This is a genomic window from Pseudomonas sp. BCRC 81390 (assembly GCF_030341915.1).
GTDB lineage: Bacteria > Pseudomonadota > Gammaproteobacteria > Pseudomonadales > Pseudomonadaceae > Aquipseudomonas.
Genome location: NZ_JATAAG010000066.1, coordinates 457375 through 481529, shown reverse-complemented (window position 1 = coordinate 481529; position 24155 = coordinate 457375). Strand labels below are relative to the sequence as shown.

Sequence of the window (24155 nt, the reverse complement as noted above, 5' to 3'; positions counted from 1 at the left end):
GATGAAAAAGACAAAGGGCACGGCCTGTCAAAAACAGGACCGTGCCCGATGTTAACCGCCCGGCTCACGAGGAGCCAGCCAGTCAGCGCAGCTTAGGCAGCTACGACGACCACACGTACGGTGGCTTCAACGTCGCTGTGCAGGTGCACGGCTACGTCGTATTCGCCAACCTGACGGATGGTGCCGTTCGGCAGACGAACTTCAGCCTTGGCCACTTCAACGCCGGAGGCGGTCAGGGCGTCAGCGATGTCGTGGGTGCCGATCGAACCGAACAGCTTGCCTTCGTCGCCAGCGGTGGCAGTGATGGTCACTTCCAGCTCGGCCAGTTGGGCAGCGCGGCTTTCAGCCGAAGCTTTCTTGTCAGCGGCTGCTTTTTCCAGCTCGGCGCGACGCTCTTCGAACGCAGCCAGGTTGGCGGCGTTGGCAACGGTGGCCTTGCCGAATGGCAGCAGGAAGTTACGGCCGTAACCAGCCTTAACCTTTACTTTGTCGCCCAGGTTGCCCAGGTTAGCGACTTTTTCCAGCAGGATCAGTTCCATTTGGTAAAACCTCTTAACTTTTAACCTTCACCGTTCGCGGAGTCATTCCCCTTGGGGGACTTGCGACCGCGAAAATCAATCAGGCTGTCGACAATGGCCAAAACCACCAGCAACGGATAAATCAGCTGCATGATCAGCGGCAACGTCACGTACATCCCCACCAGCCAGAAACCGGCCAGTCGGCCCTGCGCCACCAGCCCGTGCATCAAGGCGATGCCGGCCAGCACCAGTACCAGGCTCGAGGCTGATGCCAGGACGATGAACTGCGGCCCGATGAACGGGGCCACCACCATCACTGCCACCAAGACCGCCATGGTCTGTTTCGGCAACTTCAGGGCGCGAAACTCGCGACCGAAGCCTCCAGGGTTGTACAACGCTGCCTGCCAGTAACGCGCCAGCACCAGGGCCAACACGCTGAACAATTGCACCGTCACTGCTGTGGAAGCGACCAGCACGGGGCGGATCAGCTCACCGGAAAGCACCGGTTGCCCTTCGATTTTCGGCATGGCGTCGGCAAACGCCTTGGCCAGCCCGTCGAAGGTTTGCGCCAGCGCCAGATCGAGCACGAGGCTGAAAGCCACGGCGAACACGGCACTGACCACCAACACCCGGCTCCAGGGATGCTCGGCACGCAGCAGCGCAGCCAGGCCCAGGGCACCCGCGATCACCAGGAAGGTGATCGGATCGCCCATGACCCACACGGCCAGCCCGGCCAGCAGGCCGCCGGCGATGACCGTTGTAGCATCCTTGAACCCACGCCGCAGCAGCACAAGGCTGCCGGCAGCGGCACTCAACCAGAACAGCAGCGGCAGTACCGCACTGATGACCACCACCAGGGTGGCCTGCACACGACCGCGCATGATGAAACTTGCTAACGCTCGCATGCTAATCCCTTACTGCTTGTCGACGACCCGGTCTCAGCGGCCGTGGCTGTCGGTGTAGGGCAGCAGGGCCAGGAAGCGGGCGCGCTTGATAGCGGTAGCCAGCTGACGCTGATAACGAGCTTTGGTACCGGTGATACGGCTTGGAACGATCTTGCCGGTTTCGGATACGTAAGCTTTCAGGGTGTTGAGATCTTTGAAGTCGATCTCTTTCACGTCTTCAGCAGTGAAGCGGCAGAATTTACGACGACGGAAGAAACGTGCCATTTAATAGGCTCCTCTAAAGGTCCGTGGATTACTCGTCAGCGTTATCGCTGGAGTCGCTGTCATTGCTGTCGTCGCCGTCGGCGGATTCAGCATGCTCAGGACGCTCACGACGCTCACGGCGCTCGCTGCGGTTTTCTTCAGCCTTCAGCATCTCGGACTGGCCGGTAACGGCTTCGTCGCGACGGATGACCAGGTTACGGATAACGGCATCGTTGTAGCGGAAGTTGTCTTCCAGCTCGGCCAGGGCCTTGCCGGTGCACTCAACGTTCAGCATCACGTAGTGAGCCTTGTGAACATTGTTGATTGCGTAGGCCAGTTGACGACGGCCCCAGTCTTCCAGGCGGTGGATCTTGCCACCATCTTCTTCGATCAGCTTGGTGTAACGCTCAACCATGCCGCCGACTTGCTCGCTCTGGTCCGGGTGAACCAGGAAGATGATTTCGTAATGACGCATGAATGCTCCTTACGGGTTAGTAGTCTGCCAGTGGATCTGGTCAGACAAGGAGTGAATGACACTGGTGTGTCTTGCCAGGGAGTAGAGGCACATGCGCACCTGCCAGCTCGGCAAGGGGCGCAATTGTAGAGAAGGCGGGACACACAAGCAAGGAAATTGGCGATTATTTGAACAGCCGGAAATACATTACAGACTGCCGGCCCTTTCGCGGGTAAACCCGCTCCCACAGGGATCGCACAAGGCCTGAGCCCTGCGGAGTACCTGTGGCAGCGGGTCTACCCGCGAAGAGGCCGGTACAGGCCGAAGATCAGCGCTTGGCCTGACGCTGACGCACCGCCTCGAACAGGCACACGCCAGTCGCCACCGACACGTTCAGGCTGCTGACGCTACCGGCCATCGGCAGCTTCACCAGGAAATCGCAATGTTCACGGGTCAGCCGGCGCATGCCCTTGCCTTCCGCGCCCATGATCATCACCAGCGGCCCGGTCAGGTCCTGCTGGTAGATCTCCTGCTCGGCTTCGCCAGCGGTACCGACCACCCACAGGCCTCGCTGCTGCAATTTTTCCAGGGTGCGCGCCAGGTTGGTCACGGCCACCAGCGGGATCACTTCCGCCGCACCGCAGGCCACCTTGCGCACCACCGGGGTCAGGGTTGCGGACTTGTCCTTGGGCACGATCACCGCCGTGGCACCGGCCGCATCGGCAGTACGCAGGCAGGCACCGAGGTTATGCGGGTCGGTGACGCCGTCCAGCACCAGGATCAGCGGCGGCGTTTCGCTGCGTTCGAGCAATTCCTCGAGCATCAGCTCGCCCCACACCTGGCTCGGGCTCACCTCGGCAACCACGCCCTGGTGCACGCCCTCGACCCAGGCATCCAGCTCACGACGCTCGGCCTGGCCAACCGCCACGCGGTTTTCGGCGGCCAGTGCCAGCAACGCCTGGATGCGCGGCTCGCTGCGCCCTTCCGACAGCCAGATCTGCTTGACCCGCTTCGGATGGTGCTGCAGCAACGCCTGCACGGCGTGCACGCCGTAGATCTTTTCCAGCTGACTCATGACTTGTTCTTGCCCTTGCGCGGCGCGCCGGACTTCGGCGGGCCTTTACGGTGCTTGGTCGGCTTGCCAGAGGCCTTGCCGCCCTTGTCCGACTTGCTGCCGGCATGGCCGCTGCTACGCGCCTCGCTCATCAGCGCCTTCTTCATTTCGCGGCTCTTGCGCACTTCGGCGTTACGCTGCACGGCGTCTTTCGGGAAGTATGCCTCGGCAGTCTCGCTCTTGCGGCTGCGCGGTTTCGGCGTGGCCTTGGCCTCGACCGGTGCCTGCTCGGCCTGGGCGGCAGCCGGCGCGGCGCCACGCTGCTTGCGGCCGATCGGTGCGGCAAGGGTGTTTTGCGACACCTCGAAGTCGATCTTGCGCTCGTCAAGGTCGACGCGCATCACCTTGACTTCGATCGTGTCACCCAGGCGGAAGCTGCGCCCGGTACGTTCGCCGGACAGACGGTGGTGCACCGGGTCGAAGTGGTAGTAGTCACCCGGCAGCGCACTGACGTGCACCAGGCCTTCTACATAGATGTCGGTCAGCTCGACGAACAGGCCGAACCCGGTCACTGCAGTGATCACGCCCGGGAAGGTCTCGCCCACGCGGTCTTTCATGAACTCGCACTTGAGCCAGTTGACCACGTCACGGGTGGCTTCGTCGGCCCGGCGCTCGGTCATCGAGCACTGCTCGCCGAGTTGCTCGAGCGTGTTCTCGTCGTACGGGTAGATACGTGCCTTGGGAATGCTCATCGCGCCAGCACGCTTGACGTGCGGTGTATCGACCCGGGAGCGGATGATACTGCGGATGGCGCGGTGCACCAGCAGGTCCGGGTAACGGCGGATCGGCGAGGTGAAGTGGGTGTACGCCTCGTAGTTCAGGCCGAAGTGGCCGTTGTTTTCGGTGCTGTACACCGCCTGGCTCAGCGAGCGCAGCATCACGGTCTGGATCAGGTGGAAGTCCGGGCGCCCGGCGATGCTTGCCAGCAGGGCCTGGTAATCCTTCGGCGACGGGTCCTTGCCCTTGTGCAGGGTCAGGCCCAGCTCGCCGAGGAAGGCGCGCAGCTTTTCCAGGCGTTCCGGCGGCGGGCCGTCGTGCACGCGGTACAACGCAGGCACGCCATGCTTCTGCAGGAATTCGGCGGTGGCCACGTTGGCCGCCAGCATGCACTCCTCGATCAGCTTGTGGGCGTCGTTGCGCACGGTCGGGCGGATTTCCGCGATCTTGCGCTCATCGCCGAAGATGATGCGGGTTTCCTGGGTTTCGAAGTCGATCGCACCTCGGGTGTGGCGGGCAGCTACCAGTACCTTGTAGAGGTTGTACAGGTTCTTCAGGTCCGGCACGACTGCCTTGTACTCCTCGCGCAGCGCCTTGCCCTCACGGGTACGGGAGTGCTCGAGCATGCTGCTGACCTTGTTGTAGGTCAGGCGGGCGTGGGAGTGGATGACGCCTTCGTAGAACTGGTAGTCGACCATCTGCCCGGCCTTGTTCATGGTCATTTCACAGACCATGGCCAGGCGATCGACATGCGGGTTCAGCGAGCACAGGCCGTTCGACAGCTCCTCGGGGAGCATCGGCACCACGCGCTCGGGGAAGTACACCGAGTTGCCGCGCTGCTGGGCTTCGACGTCCAGGGCCGAGCCCAGGCGTACGTAGCTGGACACATCGGCGATGGCCACATACAGGCGCCAGCCGCCGGAGAACAGGCGCAGCTTGCCCAGCGGCTCGCAATACACGGCGTCGTCGAAGTCGCGGGCATCCTCGCCGTCGATGGTAACGAACGGCAGGTGGCGCAGGTCGACCCGCTTCTCCTTGTCCTTCTCTTCGACTTCGGAGCGGAACTTGCGCGCTTCCTTGATCACTTCCTTGGGCCAGACGTGCGGGATGTCGTAGCTGCGCAGGGCAACGTCGATTTCCATGCCCGGCGCCATATAGTTGCCGATGACTTCGACCACATCGCCTTGCGGCTGGAAGCGCGGGGTTGGCCAGTGAGTGATCTTGATCTCGACGAACTGGCCGATCTTCGCGCCACCATTGCGCCCGGCGGTCACCAGCACTTCCTGCTGGATCTTCGGGTTGTCCGGGGTCACGTAGCCGATGCCGCCTTCTTCGAAGTAACGGCCAACCACACTTTCGTGGGCACGGGAAATGATCTCGACCAGCACGCCTTCGCGGCGGCCACGGCGGTCGACGCCAGAAACGCGGGCCAGGCCGCGGTCACCGTCGAATACCAGGCGCATCTGCGCCGGGCTGAGGAACAGGTCTTCGCTGCCGTCATCCGGGATCAGGAAGCCGAAGCCGTCACGGTGGCCAGAGACGCGGCCGCAGATCAGGTCCAGCTTGTCTACCGGGGCATAAGTGCCGCGCCGGGTATAGATAAGCTGGCCGTCACGCTCCATGGCGCGCAGGCGGCGGCGCAGGGCTTCGATCTGGTCTTCGTCATGAAGACCGAACTCGGCCGCCAGCTCCTCGCGCGCGGCCGGTTCGCCACGGTCGGCAAGGCGCTGCAGGATCAGCTCACGGCTGGGAATGGGGTTGTCGTATTTTTCCGCTTCGCGAGCGGCCTCGGGATCGAGGGATTGCCAATCGGCCATCAGAAGGGGTTCACCTTGGGGTATATAGATAGGAATTCTGGCATAGGCGTATTGAAACCGGAAATGTCAGCCTTGGACAGCCCCACCGGCACCTCCGGCGAGCAGGAATAGGCCTGCGGAATCAACAAGTTGAATTTTTTGAAATTTTTTTCGCTCAGGGGGTTTACAGCCCCCCGGACCGTCCGTATAGTGCGCACCACAACGACGGACAACCCCGAAGTTGTAGTAGAGATGAACGACGCTGTAAAGCATCTTTTAATCTCGAATGTGTGCCCAGGTGGCGGAATTGGTAGACGCGCTGGTTTCAGGTATCAGTGGCTTAACGGCCGTGGAAGTTCGAGTCTTCTCCTGGGCACCAAATATTTTCAAGTAATAGATGACCAAGGATCTGTTACTACTGTGTGAAAGCGAACGATAGTCGCCTTCTGCAGATGATGTAAAGCTTTGCCCAGGTGGCGGAATTGGTAGACGCGCTGGTTTCAGGTATCAGTGACTTAACGGTCGTGGAAGTTCGAGTCTTCTCCTGGGCACCATACAAAAACCCACTAGCTTGCTAGTGGGTTTTTTCTTGCCTGCGATTTTTGTGTCGCCCCCTCCTCGCTCGCTGAAATAGCTCCGGCGCCTATGAGATCGAGCGCCGCCCACGCGGCGCTGGATCTCACAGGCACAGCCTGCCTATCGGCAGCATCTTCCAACCCACGCCCAAAGTCTGCCCATGAATTTCTCCTCATCCGGCCACTTGAGAAACGATTTCGTTTACCATTGTTTCCAAATATGTAGCCGTAAGCGAGGAAGTACCCGCATGACGATCCGCCCGCAACCGCTGATGCGTACCTTGGCCGCCGCCGTGCTGGGCCTGGTCATCGGCGCTCCGGCCGCCATGGCAGATGCACCGGTCACCCTGACCATGTACAACGGCCAGCACAAGGAAATCGGCGAAGCCATCGCCAAGGCCTACGAGGCCAAGACCGGTATCCACATCAACATCCGCAAGGGCAGCAGCAACCAGCTGGCCAGCCAGATCATCGAGGAAGGCGACCGCTCACCGGCCGACATCATCTACACCGAAGAGTCCCCGCCGCTGAACAACCTGGGTGAGCTGGGCCTGCTGGCGAAGATCGACGATGCCACGCTGAACATGCTGCCCAAGGAGTACGTTGGCGCCAACGGCACCTGGATGGGCGTCACTGCACGCACCCGCGTCGTCGTGTACAACCCGAAGAAGATCGACGAGAAAGACCTGCCAACCACCGTCATGGATTTTGCCGGCCCTGAATGGGATGGCCGCGTCGGCTATGTACCCACCAGCGGTGCATTCCAGGAACAGGCCGTGGCCATCCTGAAGATGCACGGTCGCGAAGCCACCGAAGAATGGCTGACCGGCCTGAAAGCCTTCGGCAAGACCTACACCAACAACATGGTCGCCCTCAAGGCCGTGGAAAAAGGCGAAGTCGCTGCTGTACTGGTGAACAACTACTACTGGTATGCACTGGAACGCGAGCGCGGCAAGCTCGACTCCAAGTTGTACTACCTCGCCGATGGCGATGCCGGCAACCTGGTAACCATCTCCGGTGCAGCAGCGGTCAAGGCCAGCAAGCACCCGAAGGAAGCCCAGGCCCTGCTCAACTGGATGGCCAGCGAAGAAGGCCAGCGCGTGATCACCCAGACCACCGCCGAATACCCGCTGCACAAGGGCATGGTTTCCGACCGTGGCCTGAAACCGTTCGAAGAGCTGCGCCCGCCGAAGATTTCGCCGGCGGACCTGGGCAATGCCGAGGAAGCCATCGAGCTTGAACGCGAGGTCGGCCTGCTCTGATGACTGCCGCCCTGTCCGAGCCGGTGCCGGTACGCTTCGTACCGCGCCGCAAGCGCCCCTCCATCTGGGTAGTGCTGCCTGTGCTGTTCCTGGTGGCGATGAGCTTGCTGCCACTGCTGTATGTCGCCATCAAAGCCTGGGAAGCCGGCTGGCGCGAGGCGTTGCACCTGCTATGGCGGCCGTTTGTCTGGGGGCTGATGCGCAACACCCTGATGCTGATGGTCGGGGTGACGCTGGCCTGCATGGTGGTCGGCCTGGCCCTGGCCTGGTTGCTGGAGCGCAGCAACCTGGCCGGTCGCAGGCTGTGGGGCGTGGTGCTGTGCCTGCCGTTCGCCGTACCGTCGTTCGTCAGCAGCTTCACCTGGGTATCGCTGAGTTCGGACTTCGAAGGCCTGGGCGGGGCGATCCTGGTCATGGCCCTGTCCAAGTACCCGCTGGTTTTCCTGCCAGTGGCGGCAACCCTGCGCAACCTCGATACCTCGCTGGAGGAATCGGCACGCACCCTGGGTTGCAGCCGCTGGGGCGTATTCGTCAAGGTCACCCTGCCGCTGCTGTGGCCATCGATGCTCGGCGGTGCGCTGTTGATTGCCTTGCACATGCTGGTGGAGTTCGGCGCGCTGTCGATTCTTGGCCTGCAGACCTTCACCACGGCGATCTACCAGCAGTTCGAACTGGAGTTCAGCAATGCCAATGCGGCCATGCTCTCGGCAGTACTGCTGGCGCTGTGCCTGGTGATGCTGTGGCTGGAATTGCGCGTGCGCGGCAAGGCCCGCCACGTGCGCATCGGCCAAGGCGTGGCACGCCGCGCGCAGCCGGTGCGACTACGCGGCTGGGCCGTACTGGCGCAGCTGTTCTGTGTCGCCCTGGCAGTGCTGGGTAGCGGTATTCCGCTGGCCATGCTCGGCTACTGGCTGAGCGTGGGTTCATCAGCGGCCTTCCCGGTAGCGGCCATCTCCAAGGCGCTGTTCACCTCACTGTCGGTGTCGCTCGGTGGTGCCGGCTTCTGCGTGCTCCTGGCCTTGCCGATCAGCTTCCTGGTGGTGCGCTACAAAGGCCGCCTGGCGATCTGGGCCGAACGCCTGCCGTACCTGCTGCACGCCCTGCCCGGCCTGGTGATCGCCCTGACCCTGGTGTTCTTCGCCCTGCACTATGTACCGGCGCTGTACCAGACCACGGCCTTGTTGTTGCTCGCCTACGCGCTGCTGTTCCTGCCACTGGCCCAGTCGCCTGTACGTACTGCGCTGAACAAGGCTTCGCCGACGCTGGAGGAAGCCGCACGCACCTTGGGCGCGAACAGTTTTGCCGCGTTCTGCCGGGTGACCTTGCCGATCATCTTCCCGGCCATGGCCGCGGCCTTTGCCCTGGTGTTTCTGGATGCCATGAAGGAATTGACCGCGACATTGCTGCTCAGCCCTACCGGCATGACCACCCTGGCCACCGAGGTGTGGGCACATACGGCCAACGTCGAGTTCGCGGCAGCAGCGCCTTATGCCGCACTGCTGATCGTGGTGTCAGGGCTCCCGGTCTACCTGCTGACTACGCGGATGTATCTGAACAAGGCGTGACCTGCTTCGCGGGCTTGCCCGCGAAGAGGCCTTCAGGCCAAGTTACGCAGCATGCGCCGCACGATAGGCCCGTGAGCCTTGCCGACCGGCAGCATGTAGAGGCGGCCGAACCTGTTGAAGCACTGCACCGAGGTGGTTACGCGCACGTGTTGCCGCCCCTGCCCTGCTTCCGCCAGGTCCAGGCTGACCATGACCGCCAGGTGCGTGTCGCGCGAAGTCAGGACCAGTTGCTGGTCGCTGATCGCCTCGACAGTGAAGAAATCCAGAAGCTCGCCCACTGCCGGCACCTGCTCGGGGCTGCGTGATGAGAAACCGTGGATGGCGGCAACCTGGAACCGCCGCGAGATGCCATCACGCAGGCGGAAGGCCACGGCCAGCCAGCTCGGAACGTCCGAGGTCATGGCGCAGTAGGCCTGGAAGGCGGTCATTGGCGCAGTGACGATGATGCCATCGCAATGAAGAAAATCCAGCTCCGCCGGGGCGGCGACCAGTGGGGCAGACATTAACAACTCCCTTTGTCATCTGTCGCCGCCATCATAGCAACACCGCCCCTTGCAGGAGCGTCAGGCTCTGAACTGGCCCAGGCTTGCCCGCAGTTGCGCAGCCAGGTCATCCAGCACCTTGCTGCTGGCCGTGGTCTGCATCACCACCTCGGCCGAGCGCTCGGCCTGTGCATGGATGTTCTCCACTCGCCCCCGTACCGCCTGTGCACCATGGGCCTGCTGTTCGGCGGCCCGGGTCGCCAGGCCGATGGCCGCATGCACCTGCTCGACCGCCGCCTGCACTGACTGCTGACGACGTTCATTGTCACGCAGCACCAGCAACCCCTCACTGGCCTTGAGCCCGGCCTGGCTGATGGTCGCCACGGCTTCCTTGGCACCTTTCTGCAAGGCGGCGATATGCGCCTGGATGTCTCCGGTGGAGCTTTGCGTCTTGCTCGCCAACGCCCGCACTTCATCAGCCACAACGGCGAACCCGCGCCCGGTCTCGCCGGCCCGGGCGGCCTCGATGGCAGCGTTGAGGGCCAACAGGTTGGTCTGTTCGGCAATACCGTGGATCACCGTCAGCACCACTTCAATCTGTTCACTCTGCTTGGCCAGCCGCTCGATCACCTGCGAGCCGGTCTCCACCTGCCCGGCCAGGTTCTCGATCAAGCCGGCCAGTTGGGTCGAGGTGCGGCTGTTTTCATCGGTGGCCTGACGAATATCCACGACTTGTTGCAGCGCCGCCTGCATCGCATGGCTTTCGGCCTGCGCTTCATCAGCCATGCTCGACAGGTCGCGCAGGCTGGCCGCCACTTCATCGCGCTGCAGCGCAGCGGCAGCATCGGCGCCGGCATTGCGCTGGGCCATCGCGCCGATCTCGACTCCGGTACGCTGCGCCACCTCGCCGGCCTCGCGGACGATGGGTTGCAGCTTGTCGACGAAGCGGTTAACCGCCGAGGCCATGTCACCGATTTCGTCGCGGCTGTCGAGCGGCACGCGCTTGGTCAGGTCGCCTTCGCCGGCCGCCAGGTCATCGAGGGCGGCAATCAACAGGCGCAACTTGCTCAGCACCCGGCGACCCAGCACCACGGCCACCACCAGCAGAACGCCCAGCCCAACCAGTACCAGGCCCAGACCGATACGCCAGCGCAGCTCGGCAGCGGCATCGCGCACGGTCTGGGCGGTGTTGGCCTGCATGGCAGCGGCACTGCCCTGCGCCTTCTCCAGGCGCTCGCGCAGGGTCTTGCCACTCTCCGCAGCAGCACCGACCAGGCTATCGCCGACCAACTGCTCGCCGCTGGCGATCAGGGCGCTGAAGCGCTGGTCGAGGGCCTTGAGCTCTTGATCGATGCCGGCCGTGGAAACGCCCATGATCACCTTGCCGATTTCCGCGCCATTGGGGCTGATCGAGGCTTCGACGAAGTACACCGCCGGGTCACGTCGGGCGGCATCGATCACCTTGTCCAGCGCGCGCTCGCCCTGGCCTTTGTCCATCAACGCCTGGTTGATCGGGTTTTGCCGGTTCAAATAGCGGGTCAGGTGTTGGCCCTGGGCATCGTCATACACCACAAACAACACGTTGGGGTTGCGCTGGGCACGGCGGGCAAAGTCCGAGAGCACTGGCACATCGTTATCCCAGATCGCCCGCGGGGCGACCGAAGCCAGCAGCTCGGCCATGTCGTTGGCGGAGTCCTTGAGGTTCTTTTCCAGGGTACTGCGCAGTTGCTGCTGTTCGCTTTGCAGACGCGCCGACAAACCGGCGCTCAGGCGCTGGCGAGTGCTGCTGGACAGGCTGTCGAGGCCCGAGCGGACATCTTGCCCGGCTTGCTCGAGGTCGCCGGCGAGTTCGCGACTGTCGTTACCCAGGCGCTCGCCCAGTTCGGCCTCCAGGGCCGTGACCGTGCTGCGGGTGAGCGCAACGGCCACCAGCACCTGCACCAAAAGGGCGATACCAAGGGCAACAAACACAGGCCGCAAAAGGCGGCTTCGTAACAGTGAGAGGATGGCAGACACGGTGAAACCCTCGTGTATTCTGGCGCCACTACTTTGATGGCATCTTCAGAAACTTCTTACAGCAAGGGTTGTGCCGGGGGCAGCAGGGATAAGCGCCAAGGTTCAGCAAGGTTGCCTGGCAGCTCAGCGTGGGTGGTCCCGCTCGCAAGGGCGTGAGCCACAAATGAAAACGCCGCGGCCCCTTTCAGGACCACGGCGTCAGATCAGCCTGGCGGGCAGATCAGGCGAACGGATGACGCAGCACGATGGTCTCGTTGCGGTCCGGGCCGGTGGAGATGATGTCGATCGGTGCACCGATCAGCGCTTCGATGCGCTTGATGTAGGCACGCGCATTGGCTGGCAGTTCTTCCAGGGTTTTGGCGCCCAGGGTCGACTCGCTCCAGCCTGGCATCTCTTCGTACACCGGCTCCAGGCCGATGTAGCTGTCGGCATCGGAAGGCGCGTCGATGACGGCACCATTCTCGTTCTTGTAGCCCACGCAGATGTTGATGGTTTCCAGGCCGTCCAAAACGTCCAGCTTGGTCAGGCAGATGCCCGAGATGCTGTTGACGTCGATAGCGCGACGCAGGATGACGGCATCGAACCAGCCGCAACGGCGGGCACGGCCAGTGGTGGAACCGAACTCGTGGCCACGCTTGGCCAGGGTAGCGCCAGTCTCGTCGAACAGTTCGGTCGGGAACGGGCCGGAACCTACGCGAGTGGTGTAGGCCTTGGTGATACCGAGGATGTAGTCGAGGTACATCGGGCCAACGCCGGAGCCGGTGGAGATACCGCCAGCGGTGGTGTTGGAGCTGGTGACGTACGGGTAGGTACCGTGGTCGATGTCCAGCAACGAGCCCTGGGCGCCTTCGAACATGATGTCCTTGCCGGCGCGGCGCAGGTTGTGCAGCTCGGCAGTAACGTCGAGCATCATCGGCTTGAGCTGTTCGGCGTAGGCCATGCACTCGTCCAGGGTCTGCTGGAAGTCGATGGCCGGCTCTTTGTAGTAGTTCACCAGCTGGAAGTTGTGGTAGTCCAGCAGCTCACCCAGCTTGGCAGCGAAACGCTCGCGGTGGAACAGGTCGCCGACGCGCAGGCCACGACGCGCGACCTTGTCTTCATAGGCTGGGCCGATACCGCGGCCGGTGGTGCCGATCTTGGCTTCGCCACGGGCTTTTTCGCGGGCCTGGTCCAGGGCCACGTGGTACGACAGGATCAGCGGCGCAGCCGGGGAAATGCGCAGGCGCTCACGCACCGGTACGCCCTTCTCTTCCAGCTTGGTGATTTCACGCATCAGCGCGTCCGGTGCAACGACCACGCCGTTGCCGATCAGGCACTGTACGCCTTCACGCAGGATGCCCGAGGGAATCAGGTGCAGAACGGTCTTTTCACCATTGATCACCAGGGTGTGACCCGCGTTGTGGCCACCCTGGTAGCGCACTACGGCGGCAGCATGTTCGGTCAGCAGATCGACGATCTTGCCTTTGCCCTCATCACCCCACTGGGTGCCCAGGACGACGACATTCTTACCCATTACATTGGTCCTCATTCACGCAAACTTGGTTGTCGGCCTGTTGCCGACGCAGAAACTCACTGGGTCAGCGGCAGAACCTGCCAGCGCCCGTCTTGCTGAATCAATTGCCGATCACAATCCGCTTCGAGGGCAGCACTCAACGGCTGGCCAGGCAGGGCCTGGACCACACGCTGGCCCTCGTTGCGCAACTGGCAGACTTGCTGCCAGAGGGCCGCATCGCCACTGTCCGGCATCCAGATGCCGCCAGTTGGCAATACGACCTCCGCTCGCCCCAGTGTGACCAGGGTCTTCAAATCCGTGGAGAAACCGGTAGCCGGGCGCGCCCGGCCAAAGTCGGCGCCGATGTCGTCGTAGCGCCCGCCCTGGGCGATCGATTGGCCTTCGCCAGGCACGAACACGGCGAACACCACGCCGGTGTGGTAGTGGTAACCGCGCAGTTCGCCGAGGTCGAAGTACAACGGCAGCTCGGGGAAACGCGATGCCAGGCGATCGGCGATCGCCAGCAGGTCATCCAGCGCCGCCAGCACGCTGGCCGGGGCTCGGCCCAGGCGCACGCGGGCCTCGGCCAGCACTTCACGACCACCGCACAGCTCGACCAGCGCGCGCAGCATGTTGCCCAGGTCCTTCGGCAGGTCGGCGGTCAACGCCTGGACCTCATCGACGGCCTTGCGCTGCAGGGCATCGAACAGCTGCTGCTCGACCGCACCAGACAGGCCGGCCGCGCGGGCCAGGCCACGGTAGATACCAACGTGGCCGAGGTCCATGTGCACATCCGGCACATCGGTCAGTTGCAGCGTGGCGAGCATCAGGCTGATGACCTCGACATCGCTGGTAGGGCTGGCATCGCCGTACAGCTCGGCACCCAGCTGGATCGGGCTGCGCGAGGTGGACAGGGCACGCGGCTGGGCATGCAGCACGCTGCCGGCATAGCACAGGCGGCTCGGGCCTTCGCGGCGCAGGGTATGGGCATCGATGCGTGCCACCTGCGGGGTGAAGTCGGCGCGGAAGCCCATCAGGCGGCCGGACTGCGGGTCCACCACCTTGAAGGTGCGCTGATCCAGGTCCTGGCCGGCGCCGGTGAGCAGCGACTCCAGGTACTCGATATGCGGGGTGACGACCAGTTCGTAGCCCCAACTCTGGAACAGGTCCAACACCTGGCGGCGCGCGATTTCGATGCGCGCAGCTTCAGGTGGCAGTACTTCCTCGATGCCATCTGGCAGCAGCCAGCGGTCTACCGTTGCCATTACGCCATTTCCCCTCTGGTCCGGGTGGCTTGCCAGCAGGCGAGCCGTCAGTAAAGCCGGTATCGCGCACAGCAGCGGGCAGCACTGATCCCAGCGCAGCCACCGTACCCGATACCCTCGAATTGCCATGCGACCTGACCAAACCGTCAACTGGCGGTTTGCCAATCAACCTTGCAGACGCAAAAAAGCCGGGAAATTTCCCGGCTGCCTCATCATACACCCCTTTTCCACCAGGATGCACCCCGCCAGGCGTTTTAGCTGCCAGGCGGGGTGTCGCTGCATTGAAAATCAGGGCCTGAGCATCACGGCTTGCTCTTGTCCAGGAAGCGGAAGAACTCGTTCTTCGGGTCCAGGACCAGCACGTCGCTCTTGCTCGAGAAGCTCTCGCGGTATGCCTGCAGGCTACGGTAGAACGCATAGAAATCGGCGTCCTGGGTGTAGGCCTTGGCGTAGATGGCAGCCGCCTGGGCGTCGCCGTCACCGCGGGTTTCCTCTGCCTCGCGATAGGCCTCGGCCAGCAGGACACGACGCTGACGGTCGGCATCGGCACGGATACCCTCAGCCAGCTCGTTACCCTTGGCGCGGTGCTCGCGGGCCTCACGCTCACGCTCGGTGCTCATGCGGTCGAACACGCTGCGGTTGACTTCCTTCGGCAGGTCGATGGCCTTGACGCGTACGTCGACCACCTCGATACCCAGCTCCTTGGCGGCCATGCGGTTCAGCGAGGCAGTGATGTCAGCCATCAGCGCGTCACGTTCACCGGAAACCACCTCGTGCAGGGTGCGTTTACCGAACTGGTCACGCAGGCCGCTTTCCAGACGACGCGACAGACGCTCGTCGGCGATCTGCTTCATGCCGGAAGTGGCAGTGTAGAAGCGCTCGGCATCCTTGACGCGCCACTTGGCGTAGGCGTCGACCATCACCGCTTTCTTCTCCAGGGTCAGGAACCGCTGGGTCGGGGCGTCGAGGGTCATCAGGCGGGCGTCGAACTTGCGTACCTGGTTCACGTACGGAATCTTCACGTGCAGGCCCGGCTGGACATCCGCCTGGACCACCTTACCGAAGCGAAGCATTACTGCACGCTCGGTTTGGGCCACGATATAGAAGCTGTTCCAGGCAACGATGGCCAGGACCACGGCGGCGATCAGGGCGATCAGCGATCGGTTGCTCATCAGCGGCTCTCCCTAGTGCGCAGCGGCTGCTGTTGCTGTTGCAGGTCCTGCGCCGCACGGGCGGCCGCATCGTTGACCGATGGCGACACACTGGTGGTTGGCGCGGACGGGTTGCGGCTGCCTTCGACCATCTTGTCCAGCGGCAGGTAGAGCAGGTTGTTCTGCCCATCCTTGGTCGCCACCATGACCTTGCTCGAATTGCTGTAGACCTCCTGCATGGTCTCCAGGTACAGGCGCTGACGGGTCACGTCAGGTGCCTTGCGGTACTCGGCAACCAGCTTGCTGAAGCGGTCGGCCTCACCCTTGGCACGGGCAATGACTTCGTCACGGTAACCGTTGGCATCCTCGATGATGCGCTGGGCCTGGCCACGCGCTTCCGGTACCACGCCGTTGGCGTAGGACTCGGCCTGGTTGCGCGCACGCTGCTCGTCTTCGCGGGCACGGATCACGTCGTCGAAGGCTTCCTGCACTTCACGCGGGGCTGCCGCGCTCTGCACGTTGACCTGGGTAACGGTGATACCCGTGCGGTAGTTGTCGAGGAAGCGCTGCAGGCGTTCGCGGATATCCACGGCCATCTGCTCGCGGCCTTCGGTCAGCACCTGGTCCATCGAGGTGGAACCCACCACGTGGCGCAGGGCACTTTCCGTCGCGTGCTGCAGGCTGACCTCAGGCTGGTCGACGTTGAGCACGAAGTCCTGCAGGTTGCTGATCTTGTACTGCACGGTCAGCGGCACTTCGACGATGTTCTCGTCTTCGGTCAGCATCTGGCCCTGCTTGGTGTAGGCACGCTCACGCGTGACGTTTTCCATGTACTTGCGATCGATCGGCGGGAAGTAGATGTTCAGGCCGGGACCGACCGTTTCATAGTACTTGCCGAAGCGCAGCACCACGGCCTGCTCCTGCTCGTCGACCACATATACGGCGCTGTACAGCCAGATTGCAGCCAGTACCGCCAGGCCGATGCCCAGCAGGCCCAGGCCACCGCCCTTGCCGACATTGCGGTCGCCGCCGCCACGTTTCTTGCCACTGCCGAACATGCCGTTCAGGCTGTCCTGCAATTTGCGGAAGGCCTCGTCCAGATCCGGCGGACCTTTCTTGTCACCACCGCCGCCACCGCCACCACGGCGGCCGCCCCAGGGATCCTGATTGTTCGAGTTGCCACCCGGCTCGTTCCAAGCCATAGCGCTCTCCATCTGATAAAGCAAAGACGCGCCCACGGCGCGCCGTCCAATGCTACAGAATGCCTGTCACTGCTGCCCGGCGACCTCGACGAGCATTTATTGCAAAGTGTGTTGCTCGACAAACACTTGCGGCTCCATGCCTTCGCGGCTGACCAGGCGGTTCAGTTCCACCCTGGGCAGTCGCACGCTCAGCAGGCTGCGCCCTTCTTCATCATGCGCTTCACTCTGCACGGCACCCAGGGCAAAGAATTGCGCGCGCAAGCGGGCAAAACGCTGCTCCAGACACAGGGTACCGACAAACAGATCATCCCCCAGCAACTCGGCAATCGCCTGGCCGACCAGCTCCAGGCCACGCCCATCGCGTGCCGATACCCAGACCCGCTCTGGCTTGCCATCGGCATTGCGCTGGATCTGCGGCTCGACCTCTTCGAGCAAGTCGAGTTTGTTATACACCTCGAGGATCGGCAACCCTTCGGCACCAATCTCGCCCAGCACTGCCAACACCTGCTCGATCTGCTCCATGCGCTCTGGCTCATGGGCGTCGATCACATGCAGCAACAGGTCGGAGTTGCTCGACTCTTCGAGCGTAGCCCGAAATGCCTCGACCAGCTTGTGCGGCAGGTGGCGAATGAAACCCACGGTGTCTGCCAGCACGATCGGCCCCAGGTCGTTCAGCTCGAGCCGACGGAGGGTGGGGTCGAGGGTGGCGAACAGCTGGTCCGCGGCATACACCTCGGATGCGGTGAGGGCATTGAACAGCGTGGATTTGCCGGCGTTGGTATAACCCACCAGCGACACCGACGGGATATCCGCGCGCTTGCGCCCGCGACGTGCCTGCTCGCGCTGGCTGCGCACCTTCTCCAGGCGCGACTTGATCTGGCGGATGCGTACCCGCAACAGACGACGGTCGGTTTCCAGCTGGGTTTCACCCGGGCCACGCAGGCCGATACCACCCTTCTGCCGTTCAAGGTGGGTCCAACCGCGAACCAGCCGCGTGCTCATGTGCTCGAGCTGGGCCAGTTCGACCTGCAGCTTGCCTTCATGGGTACGCGCCCGCTGGGCGAAGATATCGAGGATCAGCCCGGTACGGTCGAGCACACGGCACTCGAACACGCGTTCGAGGTTGCGCTCCTGACTGGGCGTGAGGGTGTGATTGAAAATCACCAGGTCTACCTGTTCGGCATGGACCAGGTCGTGCAACTCTTCGACCTTGCCGCTGCCAATCAGGTATTTGGCGGAAGGCTGATGCCTTGACACCGTGACCAGCGAGACGATGTCGGCACCGGCCGACAATGCCAGCTCCTGAAACTCCTGCGGGTCTTCGCGCGCCTCAGGGTTCTGACCTTCCAAGTGAACGAGCAACGCCCGCTCACCACCACCGTGGCGCTCAAAGAACAATGCAGGCTCCTATCAGGCGTTGCCTGGCTCGCTGTCGCCGTGTTCGGAATCGGACGGGCTTGGCAGGCGAACCGGACGTGCAGGAACCACGGTCGAGATGGCGTGCTTGTAGACCATCTGGCTGACGGTGTTCTTCAGCAGTACCACGAACTGGTCGAAGGATTCGATCGAGCCCTGCAGTTTGATGCCGTTGACCAGGTAAATGGATACCGGGACCTTTTCTTTTCTCAAGGTGTTCAAGTAAGGGTCTTGTAGCGAATGCCCTTTTGACATATGCCGCACTCCTGTAAGGATCAATAATAGAAAATCAAGAAAATCGATAAATTAGGCCGCCCCTTCGCAAGAATAGACGGCAATCAGCAGGGACTCAGCTCAATATGGAGATGGCCCCGAGGTATTTCAAGGTGCGGGACAGATTGTCGCAGGCCAGGCTGTCAAGCCAGTGCACGTCAGGCCAGCCGCGCAACCAGGTAAACTGCCGCTTGGCCAGCTGCCGGGTGGCAATGATACCGCGTTCACGCATCTCATTCTCAGTCAGCTTGCCGTCGAGGTAGTCCCAGACTTGCCGATACCCCACTGCCCGTATAGACGGCAGCCCCGCGTGCAAGTCACTTCTGGCTCGCAGCGATCGGACCTCATCGACAAAGCCCTGTTCCAACATTTGCGAAAATCGTAACGCAATTCGCTGATGCAAAATGTGACGATCTGTAGGAGCAATCGCCAAACTCGCGACAGTATAGGGCAAATGTCCGCCAGCGCCTGCGTCTGCGTCGCGACTTTCCGCGAATTGACGCTGACGGTGGGCTGTCATGCTCTCGCCACTCACCCGGTATACCTCCAGCGCGCGGATCAACCGTTGCGGGTCGTTGGGGTGGATGCGTGCCGCCGATTCCGGGTCGACCTCGGCCAGTTGACGGTGCAGCTCGGCCAGGCCCAGGGCCTCGGCCTGGGCCTCCAGCTCGGCACGTACCGCAGCATCGGCGGCCGGCATGTCGGCCAGGCCATCGATCAACGCCTTGTAATAGAGCATGGTGCCGCCCACCAGCAACGGGATCTTGCCGCGCGCGGTGATTTCGGCCATCGCCTCCAGGGCATCGGCACGGAACTGCGCGGCCGAGTAGCTCTCGGCCGGGTCGCGAATGTCGATCAGCCGGTGCGGATAGGCGGCGAGGATTTCCTTCGATGGCTTGGCCGAACCGATGTCCATGCCACGGTAGACCAGTGCCGAGTCGACGCTGATCAACTCGCAGGGCAGAACCTTGGTCAGTTCGATGGCCAGGTCGGTCTTGCCGGCTGCCGTCGGGCCCATCAGGAATATCGCAGGGGGCTTGCCGCTCATGTCATCGACCGCGCAGGAAGAGTTTGTCCAGGTCGTCCAGGCCCATCTGGGTCCAGGTGGGACGGCCGTGGTTGCACTGGCCGCTGCGCTCGGTGTTTTCCATGTCGCGCAGCAGGGCGTTCATTTCGGGGATCGCCAGGCGCCGGTTGGCGCGCACGGCGCCGTGGCAGGCCATGGTGCCAAGCAGCTCGTTCAGGTGCGCCTGGATGCGGTCGCTGGTGCCGTATTCCATTAGGTCGGCGAGCACATCCTGCACCAGGCGGTTGGCCTCGGCCTGCTTGAGCAAGGCCGGGATCTGGCGGATAGCCAACGTCTCGGGGCCCAGGCGCTGCAGTTCGAAGCCCAGGCGCTGGAACCATTGCGCATGCTCTTCGGCGCAGTCGGCTTCGCGCTGGCTCAGGGCCAGGGTTTCGGGCACCAGCAGCGGCTGGCCACTGAGGCCTTCGCTGGCCATGGCCACCTTCAGGCGTTCGTACATGATGCGTTCGTGGGCTGCGTGCATGTCGACCAGCACCAGGCCAATGGCGTTCTCGGCCAGTATGTAGATACCCTTGAGCTGCGCCAGCGCGTAGCCCAGCGGAGGAATATCCCCCTGGCTTTCGGGCAGCGTCGACGCCGGGACCACGCCTTCATCCAGCGGCTTGTAGAACTCGCGGTACACCGCCTGCGCCTCGGCGGCCGGCAGCGGTTGCGCAGGGCGCGGGGTGTACTGGTACTGGTAACCCGCACCACTGCCGCCACCAGCATAAGACTGCTGCGGGGCACGTGGCTGTTCGAGCACCGGCGAGGCCAGGCGCATTTCGCCCTGTGGGCCGAACTCGCCGGCCTGCGGCCCGGTGGCGCGGATGATTTCAGGCACGGCGGCAGGCGCGGCCAGCTGGTCTTCCGGGCGCACGTCGGCCAAGGCGCGATGCAGGGTGCCATAGAGGAAATCGTGCACCGAGCGCCCTTCGCGGAAACGCACTTCGTGCTTGGTCGGGTGCACGTTGACGTCGACGCCGTTGGGCTCCAGCTCCAGGAACAGCACGAAGGTCGGGTGTCGACCATTGAACAGCACATCGCGGTAGGCCTGGCGCACGGCATGGGCGACCAGCTTGTCGCGCACTGCACGGCCATTGACGAAGAAATACTGCAGGTCGGCCTGGCTGCGCGAGAAAGTCGGCAGGCCGACCCAGCCCCACAGGCGCAGGCCATTGCGCTCCACATCGATCGGCAGCGCCTGCTCCATGAAGCCCGGGCCGCAGATGGCGCCGACCCGCCGCGCCCGGGCGGTTTCGTCGTGAGCCTCATGCAGGCTGAGGACGCTCTTGCCGTTGTGGCGCAGGTGGAAGCCGACATCGAAGCGCGCCAGTGCCAGGCGCCGGATGACTTCCTGCAAGTGGTCGAATTCGGTTTTCTCGGCCTTGAGGAACTTGCGCCGGGCCGGGGTGTTGAAGAACAGGTCGCGCACCTCCACCGACGTGCCTACCGGATGTGCCGCCGGCTGCACCCGCGGGGTCATGTCCCGGCCTTCGGTTTCCACCTGCCAGGCCTCGGTCGCGCCGGCGGTACGTGAAGTCAGGGTCAGGCGCGCCACCGAGCTGATCGAGGCCAGGGCCTCGCCGCGAAAGCCCAGGCTCAACACCCCTTCGAGGTCTTCCAGTTCGCGGATCTTGCTGGTGGCGTGGCGGGCCAGGGCCAGCGGCAGGTCGTCGGCGGAAATACCACTGCCATCGTCACGCACCCGCAGCAGCTTGACGCCACCCTGCTCCACCTCCACGTCAATGCGTCGGGCGCCGGAGTCCAGGCTGTTTTCCAGCAGTTCCTTGGCCACCGAGGCCGGCCGCTCGACAACTTCGCCGGCGGCAATCTGGTTGGCCAGCCGCGGGCTGAGCAGCTGGATGCGCGAACCACCACTCATTGCGAGGCCAATGTGGTGGCAGGGATATCGAGGCGCTGGCCAACCTTCAGCTCATCGGACTTGAGGCTGTTGCTACTGCGCAGGCTGGCCACGCTGACCTGGTAGCGGACCGCGATCATCGCCAGGGTCTCGCCAGGGCGCACCGTGTGCTCACGCGGGCCTGCGGCGATCTTGCCAGTGTCGCGCAGCCAGGCGATGTAGGTGCCAGGCGGCGGGTTCTGCTGGAAGTACTGGCGCACACCCGTATGGATCGAACGGGCGAGGGCCTGCTGGTGGCTCGCGGTGGCAAGCTTGGCCGCTTCGTTGTTGTTCGAGATGAACCCGGTTTCAACGAGGATCGACGGAATATCCGGCGACTTCAGCACCATGAAGCCAGCCTGCTCCACGCGCTGCTTGTGCAGCGAGGTGATACGCCCCATGTTGCCCAGCACCTTCTGCCCGACGTTGAGGCTGGAGCTGAGCGTGGCAGTCATCGACAGGTCGAGCAGCACCCCGGCGAGCATGCGGTCCTTGTCGTCGAGGCTGACGTTACCGGCGCCACCGATCAGGTCGGAGCGGTTTTCCGTATCAGCCAGCCAGCGCGCGGTCTCGGAGGTGGCGCCGCGGTCGGACAGGGCGAATACCGAGGCGCCAAAGGCGGCACGCGACGGCGCGGCATCGGCATGGATCGAGATGAACAGGTCGGCGCCCTTCTTGCGGGCGATTTCCGTACGCTTGCGCAGCGGGATGAAATAGTCGCCGGTGCGGGTCAGCTCGGCACGGAAGCCTTTTTCACTGTTGATCTGGCGCTGCAGCTCCTTGGCGATCTGCAGCACGATGTCCTTCTCATGCTGGCCACGCGAGCCGGAGGCACCCGGGTCTTCGCCACCGTGACCGGCGTCGATGGCCACCACGATGTCGCGCTTGCCGTTGGGTACCGGCGGCAGTTTGATCGCGGGTTGGGCCGGAGTGACCGGCACGGCCGGCGTGGTTGCAGGCGTTTGTACCGGCGCCGGTGGCGGGGTTGGCGCACTGGCGGCAATGGCGTCGGCTTCCTGGTCGTACAGGTCGACCACCAGGCGGTTGCCGTACTGGGCATTGGGCGCCAGGGTGAAGCTTTTCGGGGTGACCGACTTTTTCAGGTCGACCACCACACGCAGGTCGGTCGGGGTACGCTGGGCCGAACGCACGCTGCTGATCGGCGTGTTGGAGGTGGCCACGTTCAACGGCGCAGCCAGGGTCGCGCCATTGATGTCGATAACCAGACGATCCGGTGCGCTCAGGGTGAAGACGCTATGCTGCACAGGGCCAGACAGGTCGAAGACCAGCCGCGTGTTGTCTGGCGCGCGCCACAGGCGCATGCTCTTGACTTGAGTGACGGCCAGAGCGTCAACGGTCACCGTTGTCAGCAGCAGCCCAACGATGGCGACCAGTGCGCGTATGCGCATACCTACCCCACTTACTGTTTAGAATGTTCGGCCAGTGCCACGCACCAGGCCTCGCCGCGAGCCCCCTGCGGCGAAAGGTTCAGCGAGCGTCCGCCCGCTTGGGGGCTTATGGTAATGGTCAGGTCAGGCTTTGGCAAAACGCCCGCACCCTTTTGTGGCCACTCGAACAGGCACAGCGGGTCGCCCTCGAAATAGTCACGAATCCCCATGAACTCCAGCTCTTCCGGATCGACGAGGCGGTACAGGTCGAAGTGGAAAGCGCGCACCTCACCGATTTCGTAGGGTTCGACCACGGTGAAGGTCGGGCTTTTCACTGCACCAGTATGCCCCAGGCCCCGGATCAGGCCACGCGACAGCGTGGTTTTGCCCGCGCCCAGGTCACCCTCCAGAAAGATCACGCCGTGACCGCCGGTCACCTCGGCCAGTTGTGCGCCGAAGGCGACCGTGGCCGCTTCATCGGCCAGAAACAGGTTTAAGCCAGACACGCAGAATGCTCCTCCAACAACTCACGAATGACCGGTGCCAGATCGCTGGCGGCCAGGCCTCTACCTTTGCTTCCCAAGCGCTCGCCCGCACAGGCGTGCAGCCATACTCCCAGCCCCGCTGCCTGCCAGGCATCCAGGCCTTGGGCCAACAGCGCCGCCAGCACGCCCGTCAGCACATCGCCCAGCCCGGCACCGGCCATGGCCGGGTGGCCACGTTCGCACAGCAGCAGCTGCCCGGCCGGGTCGGCGACCAGCGTGCCAGCCCCCTTGAGCACGCAGACACTGTTGTAGCGCCGCGCCAGCTTGCGCGCGGCGCCTTGGCGGTCGACCTGCACCGCCTCGGTGGAAATGCCCAATAGCCGCGCCGCTTCCCCCGGGTGCGGAGTGAGAATGCTGCCACTGGGCAGGGCCAGCGGGGTGCGCGCCAGCAAGTTCAGGGCATCGGCATCCCACACCTGCGGGCGCTCGGCATTGGCCACCGCCGACAGCAGGCTGCGGCCCCAGGCCGCCTGGCCCAGGCCCGGGCCGACCACCAGTACCGAAGCACGCTCCAGCACCGCCATCAACTGGTTGGCCGATTCGACACCCAGGCACATGGTCTCGGGCATGCGGGTCAGGCCGGCAGCAACGTGTTCAGGGCGGGTTGCCACACTGACCAGGCCGGCACCGCAGCGCAGCGCGGCTTCGGCGCTGAGCAACACGGCGCCACCGGTGCCGAGGTCGCCACCGACCACCAGCACATGGCCGAAGTCGCCTTTGTGAGCCTGCGCCTGCCGCGCCGGCAGGCGGGCGACACTCACGCTGCTGAGCAGTTGCGGGGCATGGCTGGGGTGTTTGGTCTGCGGCATG

General features: G+C 63.6%; 21 protein-coding genes, 2 tRNA genes and 1 pseudogene. 4 read left to right on the top strand and 20 right to left on the bottom strand.

Features of this window, described 5'->3' with window-relative positions:
* Nucleotides 1–92: 92 nt before the first annotated feature.
* The 6 genes from rplI to rnr form a co-directional block, all read right to left on the bottom strand.
* Nucleotides 93–539, bottom strand: a complete 447-nt coding sequence (gene rplI / locus QSV36_RS18795) for a 50S ribosomal protein L9 (RefSeq protein WP_003249568.1) — start codon at nucleotides 537–539, stop codon at nucleotides 93–95.
* A gap of 20 nt (nucleotides 540–559) precedes the next feature.
* The gene (locus QSV36_RS18790; RefSeq protein WP_225779427.1) at nucleotides 560–1423 is read right to left on the bottom strand and encodes a hypothetical protein; all 864 of its coding nucleotides are present in this window, start codon (nucleotides 1421–1423) and stop codon (nucleotides 560–562) included.
* Nucleotides 1424–1456: 33 nt separating this feature from the next.
* Nucleotides 1457–1687 carry a 30S ribosomal protein S18 gene (rpsR, locus tag QSV36_RS18785; protein WP_003249563.1) on the bottom strand — a complete coding sequence of 77 codons (231 nt, stop codon included), beginning with the start codon at nucleotides 1685–1687 and terminating at the stop codon, nucleotides 1457–1459.
* A gap of 28 nt (nucleotides 1688–1715) precedes the next feature.
* Entirely contained in the window at nucleotides 1716–2141 is a 426-nt protein-coding gene (gene rpsF / locus QSV36_RS18780; RefSeq protein WP_013974420.1) for a 30S ribosomal protein S6, read from the bottom strand.
* Nucleotides 2142–2448: 307 nt separating this feature from the next.
* Nucleotides 2449–3195, bottom strand: coding sequence for a 23S rRNA (guanosine(2251)-2'-O)-methyltransferase RlmB (gene rlmB, locus QSV36_RS18775; RefSeq protein WP_170033004.1), 747 nt, complete (start codon nucleotides 3193–3195; stop codon nucleotides 2449–2451).
* Complete coding sequence (gene rnr / locus QSV36_RS18770) at nucleotides 3192–5768, bottom strand: ribonuclease R (RefSeq protein ID WP_289133702.1); 2577 nt, start codon at nucleotides 5766–5768, stop codon at nucleotides 3192–3194. The genes rlmB and rnr overlap by 4 nt, the downstream gene beginning before the upstream one ends.
* A gap of 271 nt (nucleotides 5769–6039) precedes the next feature.
* Between rnr and QSV36_RS18765 the strand changes: the two genes are divergently transcribed.
* From QSV36_RS18765 to QSV36_RS18750, 4 genes are all read left to right on the top strand, one after another.
* A tRNA-Leu gene (locus QSV36_RS18765) sits at nucleotides 6040–6126 on the top strand.
* Between the two features lie 88 nt (nucleotides 6127–6214).
* Nucleotides 6215–6301: transfer RNA gene (locus QSV36_RS18760), tRNA-Leu, on the top strand.
* Between the two features lie 269 nt (nucleotides 6302–6570).
* On the top strand, nucleotides 6571–7584 hold the full coding sequence (locus QSV36_RS18755) for an extracellular solute-binding protein (RefSeq protein WP_289133701.1): 1014 nt from the start codon (nucleotides 6571–6573) through the stop codon (nucleotides 7582–7584).
* Nucleotides 7584–9149: an ABC transporter permease gene (locus QSV36_RS18750; protein ID WP_289133700.1), complete on the top strand. Its 1566-nt coding sequence runs from the start codon at nucleotides 7584–7586 to the stop codon at nucleotides 9147–9149. Before QSV36_RS18755 ends, QSV36_RS18750 begins: the two co-directional genes overlap by 1 nt.
* A 32-nt stretch (nucleotides 9150–9181) precedes the next feature.
* On the opposite strand, the gene QSV36_RS18745 is transcribed toward QSV36_RS18750, so the two are convergent.
* From QSV36_RS18745 to QSV36_RS18685, 14 genes and pseudogenes are all read right to left on the bottom strand, one after another.
* Nucleotides 9182–9652, bottom strand: coding sequence for a DUF2867 domain-containing protein (locus tag QSV36_RS18745; RefSeq protein WP_289133699.1), 471 nt, complete (start codon nucleotides 9650–9652; stop codon nucleotides 9182–9184).
* Nucleotides 9653–9712: 60 nt separating this feature from the next.
* A complete protein-coding gene (locus QSV36_RS26140; RefSeq protein WP_502945724.1) occupies nucleotides 9713–10417 on the bottom strand; it encodes a methyl-accepting chemotaxis protein in 705 nt (234 codons plus the stop codon).
* Nucleotides 10418–10618: 201 nt separating this feature from the next.
* Nucleotides 10619–10831: pseudogene (locus tag QSV36_RS26135) on the bottom strand (methyl-accepting chemotaxis protein); the annotation flags it as partial.
* 1036 nt (nucleotides 10832–11867) lie between these two features.
* A complete protein-coding gene (locus QSV36_RS18735) occupies nucleotides 11868–13160 on the bottom strand; it encodes an adenylosuccinate synthase (RefSeq protein WP_170033012.1) in 1293 nt (430 codons plus the stop codon).
* Nucleotides 13161–13216: 56 nt separating this feature from the next.
* The gene (locus QSV36_RS18730) at nucleotides 13217–14404 is read right to left on the bottom strand and encodes an ATP phosphoribosyltransferase regulatory subunit (protein ID WP_225779432.1); all 1188 of its coding nucleotides are present in this window, start codon (nucleotides 14402–14404) and stop codon (nucleotides 13217–13219) included.
* A gap of 302 nt (nucleotides 14405–14706) precedes the next feature.
* Nucleotides 14707–15576 carry a protease modulator HflC gene (hflC, locus tag QSV36_RS18725; protein WP_225779433.1) on the bottom strand — a complete coding sequence of 290 codons (870 nt, stop codon included), beginning with the start codon at nucleotides 15574–15576 and terminating at the stop codon, nucleotides 14707–14709.
* Entirely contained in the window at nucleotides 15576–16757 is a 1182-nt protein-coding gene (hflK, locus tag QSV36_RS18720; protein WP_225779434.1) for an FtsH protease activity modulator HflK, read from the bottom strand. The genes hflC and hflK overlap by 1 nt, the downstream gene beginning before the upstream one ends.
* 96 nt (nucleotides 16758–16853) lie before the next feature.
* Nucleotides 16854–18155: a ribosome rescue GTPase HflX gene (gene hflX / locus QSV36_RS18715; protein ID WP_225779435.1), complete on the bottom strand. Its 1302-nt coding sequence runs from the start codon at nucleotides 18153–18155 to the stop codon at nucleotides 16854–16856.
* A 12-nt stretch (nucleotides 18156–18167) separates the two neighbouring features.
* Nucleotides 18168–18428, bottom strand: a complete 261-nt coding sequence (gene hfq / locus QSV36_RS18710) for an RNA chaperone Hfq (RefSeq protein ID WP_003258160.1) — start codon at nucleotides 18426–18428, stop codon at nucleotides 18168–18170.
* A gap of 94 nt (nucleotides 18429–18522) precedes the next feature.
* Nucleotides 18523–19494 (bottom strand): tRNA (adenosine(37)-N6)-dimethylallyltransferase MiaA, encoded by a 972-nt coding sequence (gene miaA / locus QSV36_RS18705; RefSeq protein WP_289133697.1) that lies wholly within the window; start codon nucleotides 19492–19494, stop codon nucleotides 18523–18525.
* A 1-nt stretch (nucleotide 19495) separates the two neighbouring features.
* Nucleotides 19496–21394, bottom strand: coding sequence for a DNA mismatch repair endonuclease MutL (mutL, locus tag QSV36_RS18700; RefSeq protein ID WP_289133696.1), 1899 nt, complete (start codon nucleotides 21392–21394; stop codon nucleotides 19496–19498).
* The gene (locus QSV36_RS18695; RefSeq protein WP_289133695.1) at nucleotides 21391–22821 is read right to left on the bottom strand and encodes an N-acetylmuramoyl-L-alanine amidase; all 1431 of its coding nucleotides are present in this window, start codon (nucleotides 22819–22821) and stop codon (nucleotides 21391–21393) included. The genes mutL and QSV36_RS18695 overlap by 4 nt, the downstream gene beginning before the upstream one ends.
* Before the next feature lie 11 nt (nucleotides 22822–22832).
* On the bottom strand, nucleotides 22833–23291 hold the full coding sequence (gene tsaE, locus QSV36_RS18690) for a tRNA (adenosine(37)-N6)-threonylcarbamoyltransferase complex ATPase subunit type 1 TsaE (RefSeq protein WP_502945723.1): 459 nt from the start codon (nucleotides 23289–23291) through the stop codon (nucleotides 22833–22835).
* A 2-nt stretch (nucleotides 23292–23293) separates the two neighbouring features.
* Nucleotides 23294–24154 (bottom strand): NAD(P)H-hydrate dehydratase, encoded by an 861-nt coding sequence (locus QSV36_RS18685; protein ID WP_289133693.1) that lies wholly within the window; start codon nucleotides 24152–24154, stop codon nucleotides 23294–23296.
* Nucleotide 24155: the final 1 nt, after the last annotated feature.

Coding starts and splice junctions, on each gene's coding strand:
- rplI (WP_003249568.1), bottom strand. CDS start 539: ATGGAACTGATCCTGCTGGAAAAAGTCGCTAACCTGGGCAACCTGGGC.
- QSV36_RS18790 (WP_225779427.1), bottom strand. CDS start 1,423: ATGCGAGCGTTAGCAAGTTTCATCATGCGCGGTCGTGTGCAGGCCACC.
- rpsR (WP_003249563.1), bottom strand. CDS start 1,687: ATGGCACGTTTCTTCCGTCGTCGTAAATTCTGCCGCTTCACTGCTGAA.
- rpsF (WP_013974420.1), bottom strand. CDS start 2,141: ATGCGTCATTACGAAATCATCTTCCTGGTTCACCCGGACCAGAGCGAG.
- rlmB (WP_170033004.1), bottom strand. CDS start 3,195: ATGAGTCAGCTGGAAAAGATCTACGGCGTGCACGCCGTGCAGGCGTTG.
- rnr (WP_289133702.1), bottom strand. CDS start 5,768: ATGGCCGATTGGCAATCCCTCGATCCCGAGGCCGCTCGCGAAGCGGAA.
- QSV36_RS18755 (WP_289133701.1), top strand. CDS start 6,571: ATGACGATCCGCCCGCAACCGCTGATGCGTACCTTGGCCGCCGCCGTG.
- QSV36_RS18750 (WP_289133700.1), top strand. CDS start 7,584: ATGACTGCCGCCCTGTCCGAGCCGGTGCCGGTACGCTTCGTACCGCGC.
- QSV36_RS18745 (WP_289133699.1), bottom strand. CDS start 9,652: ATGTCTGCCCCACTGGTCGCCGCCCCGGCGGAGCTGGATTTTCTTCAT.
- QSV36_RS26140 (WP_502945724.1), bottom strand. CDS start 10,417: ATGGCTGATGAAGCGCAGGCCGAAAGCCATGCGATGCAGGCGGCGCTG.
- QSV36_RS18735 (WP_170033012.1), bottom strand. CDS start 13,160: ATGGGTAAGAATGTCGTCGTCCTGGGCACCCAGTGGGGTGATGAGGGC.
- QSV36_RS18730 (WP_225779432.1), bottom strand. CDS start 14,404: ATGGCAACGGTAGACCGCTGGCTGCTGCCAGATGGCATCGAGGAAGTA.
- hflC (WP_225779433.1), bottom strand. CDS start 15,576: ATGAGCAACCGATCGCTGATCGCCCTGATCGCCGCCGTGGTCCTGGCC.
- hflK (WP_225779434.1), bottom strand. CDS start 16,757: ATGGCTTGGAACGAGCCGGGTGGCAACTCGAACAATCAGGATCCCTGG.
- hfq (WP_003258160.1), bottom strand. CDS start 18,428: ATGTCAAAAGGGCATTCGCTACAAGACCCTTACTTGAACACCTTGAGA.
- miaA (WP_289133697.1), bottom strand. CDS start 19,494: ATGAGCGGCAAGCCCCCTGCGATATTCCTGATGGGCCCGACGGCAGCC.
- mutL (WP_289133696.1), bottom strand. CDS start 21,394: ATGAGTGGTGGTTCGCGCATCCAGCTGCTCAGCCCGCGGCTGGCCAAC.
- QSV36_RS18695 (WP_289133695.1), bottom strand. CDS start 22,821: ATGCGCATACGCGCACTGGTCGCCATCGTTGGGCTGCTGCTGACAACG.
- QSV36_RS18685 (WP_289133693.1), bottom strand. CDS start 24,154: ATGCCGCAGACCAAACACCCCAGCCATGCCCCGCAACTGCTCAGCAGC.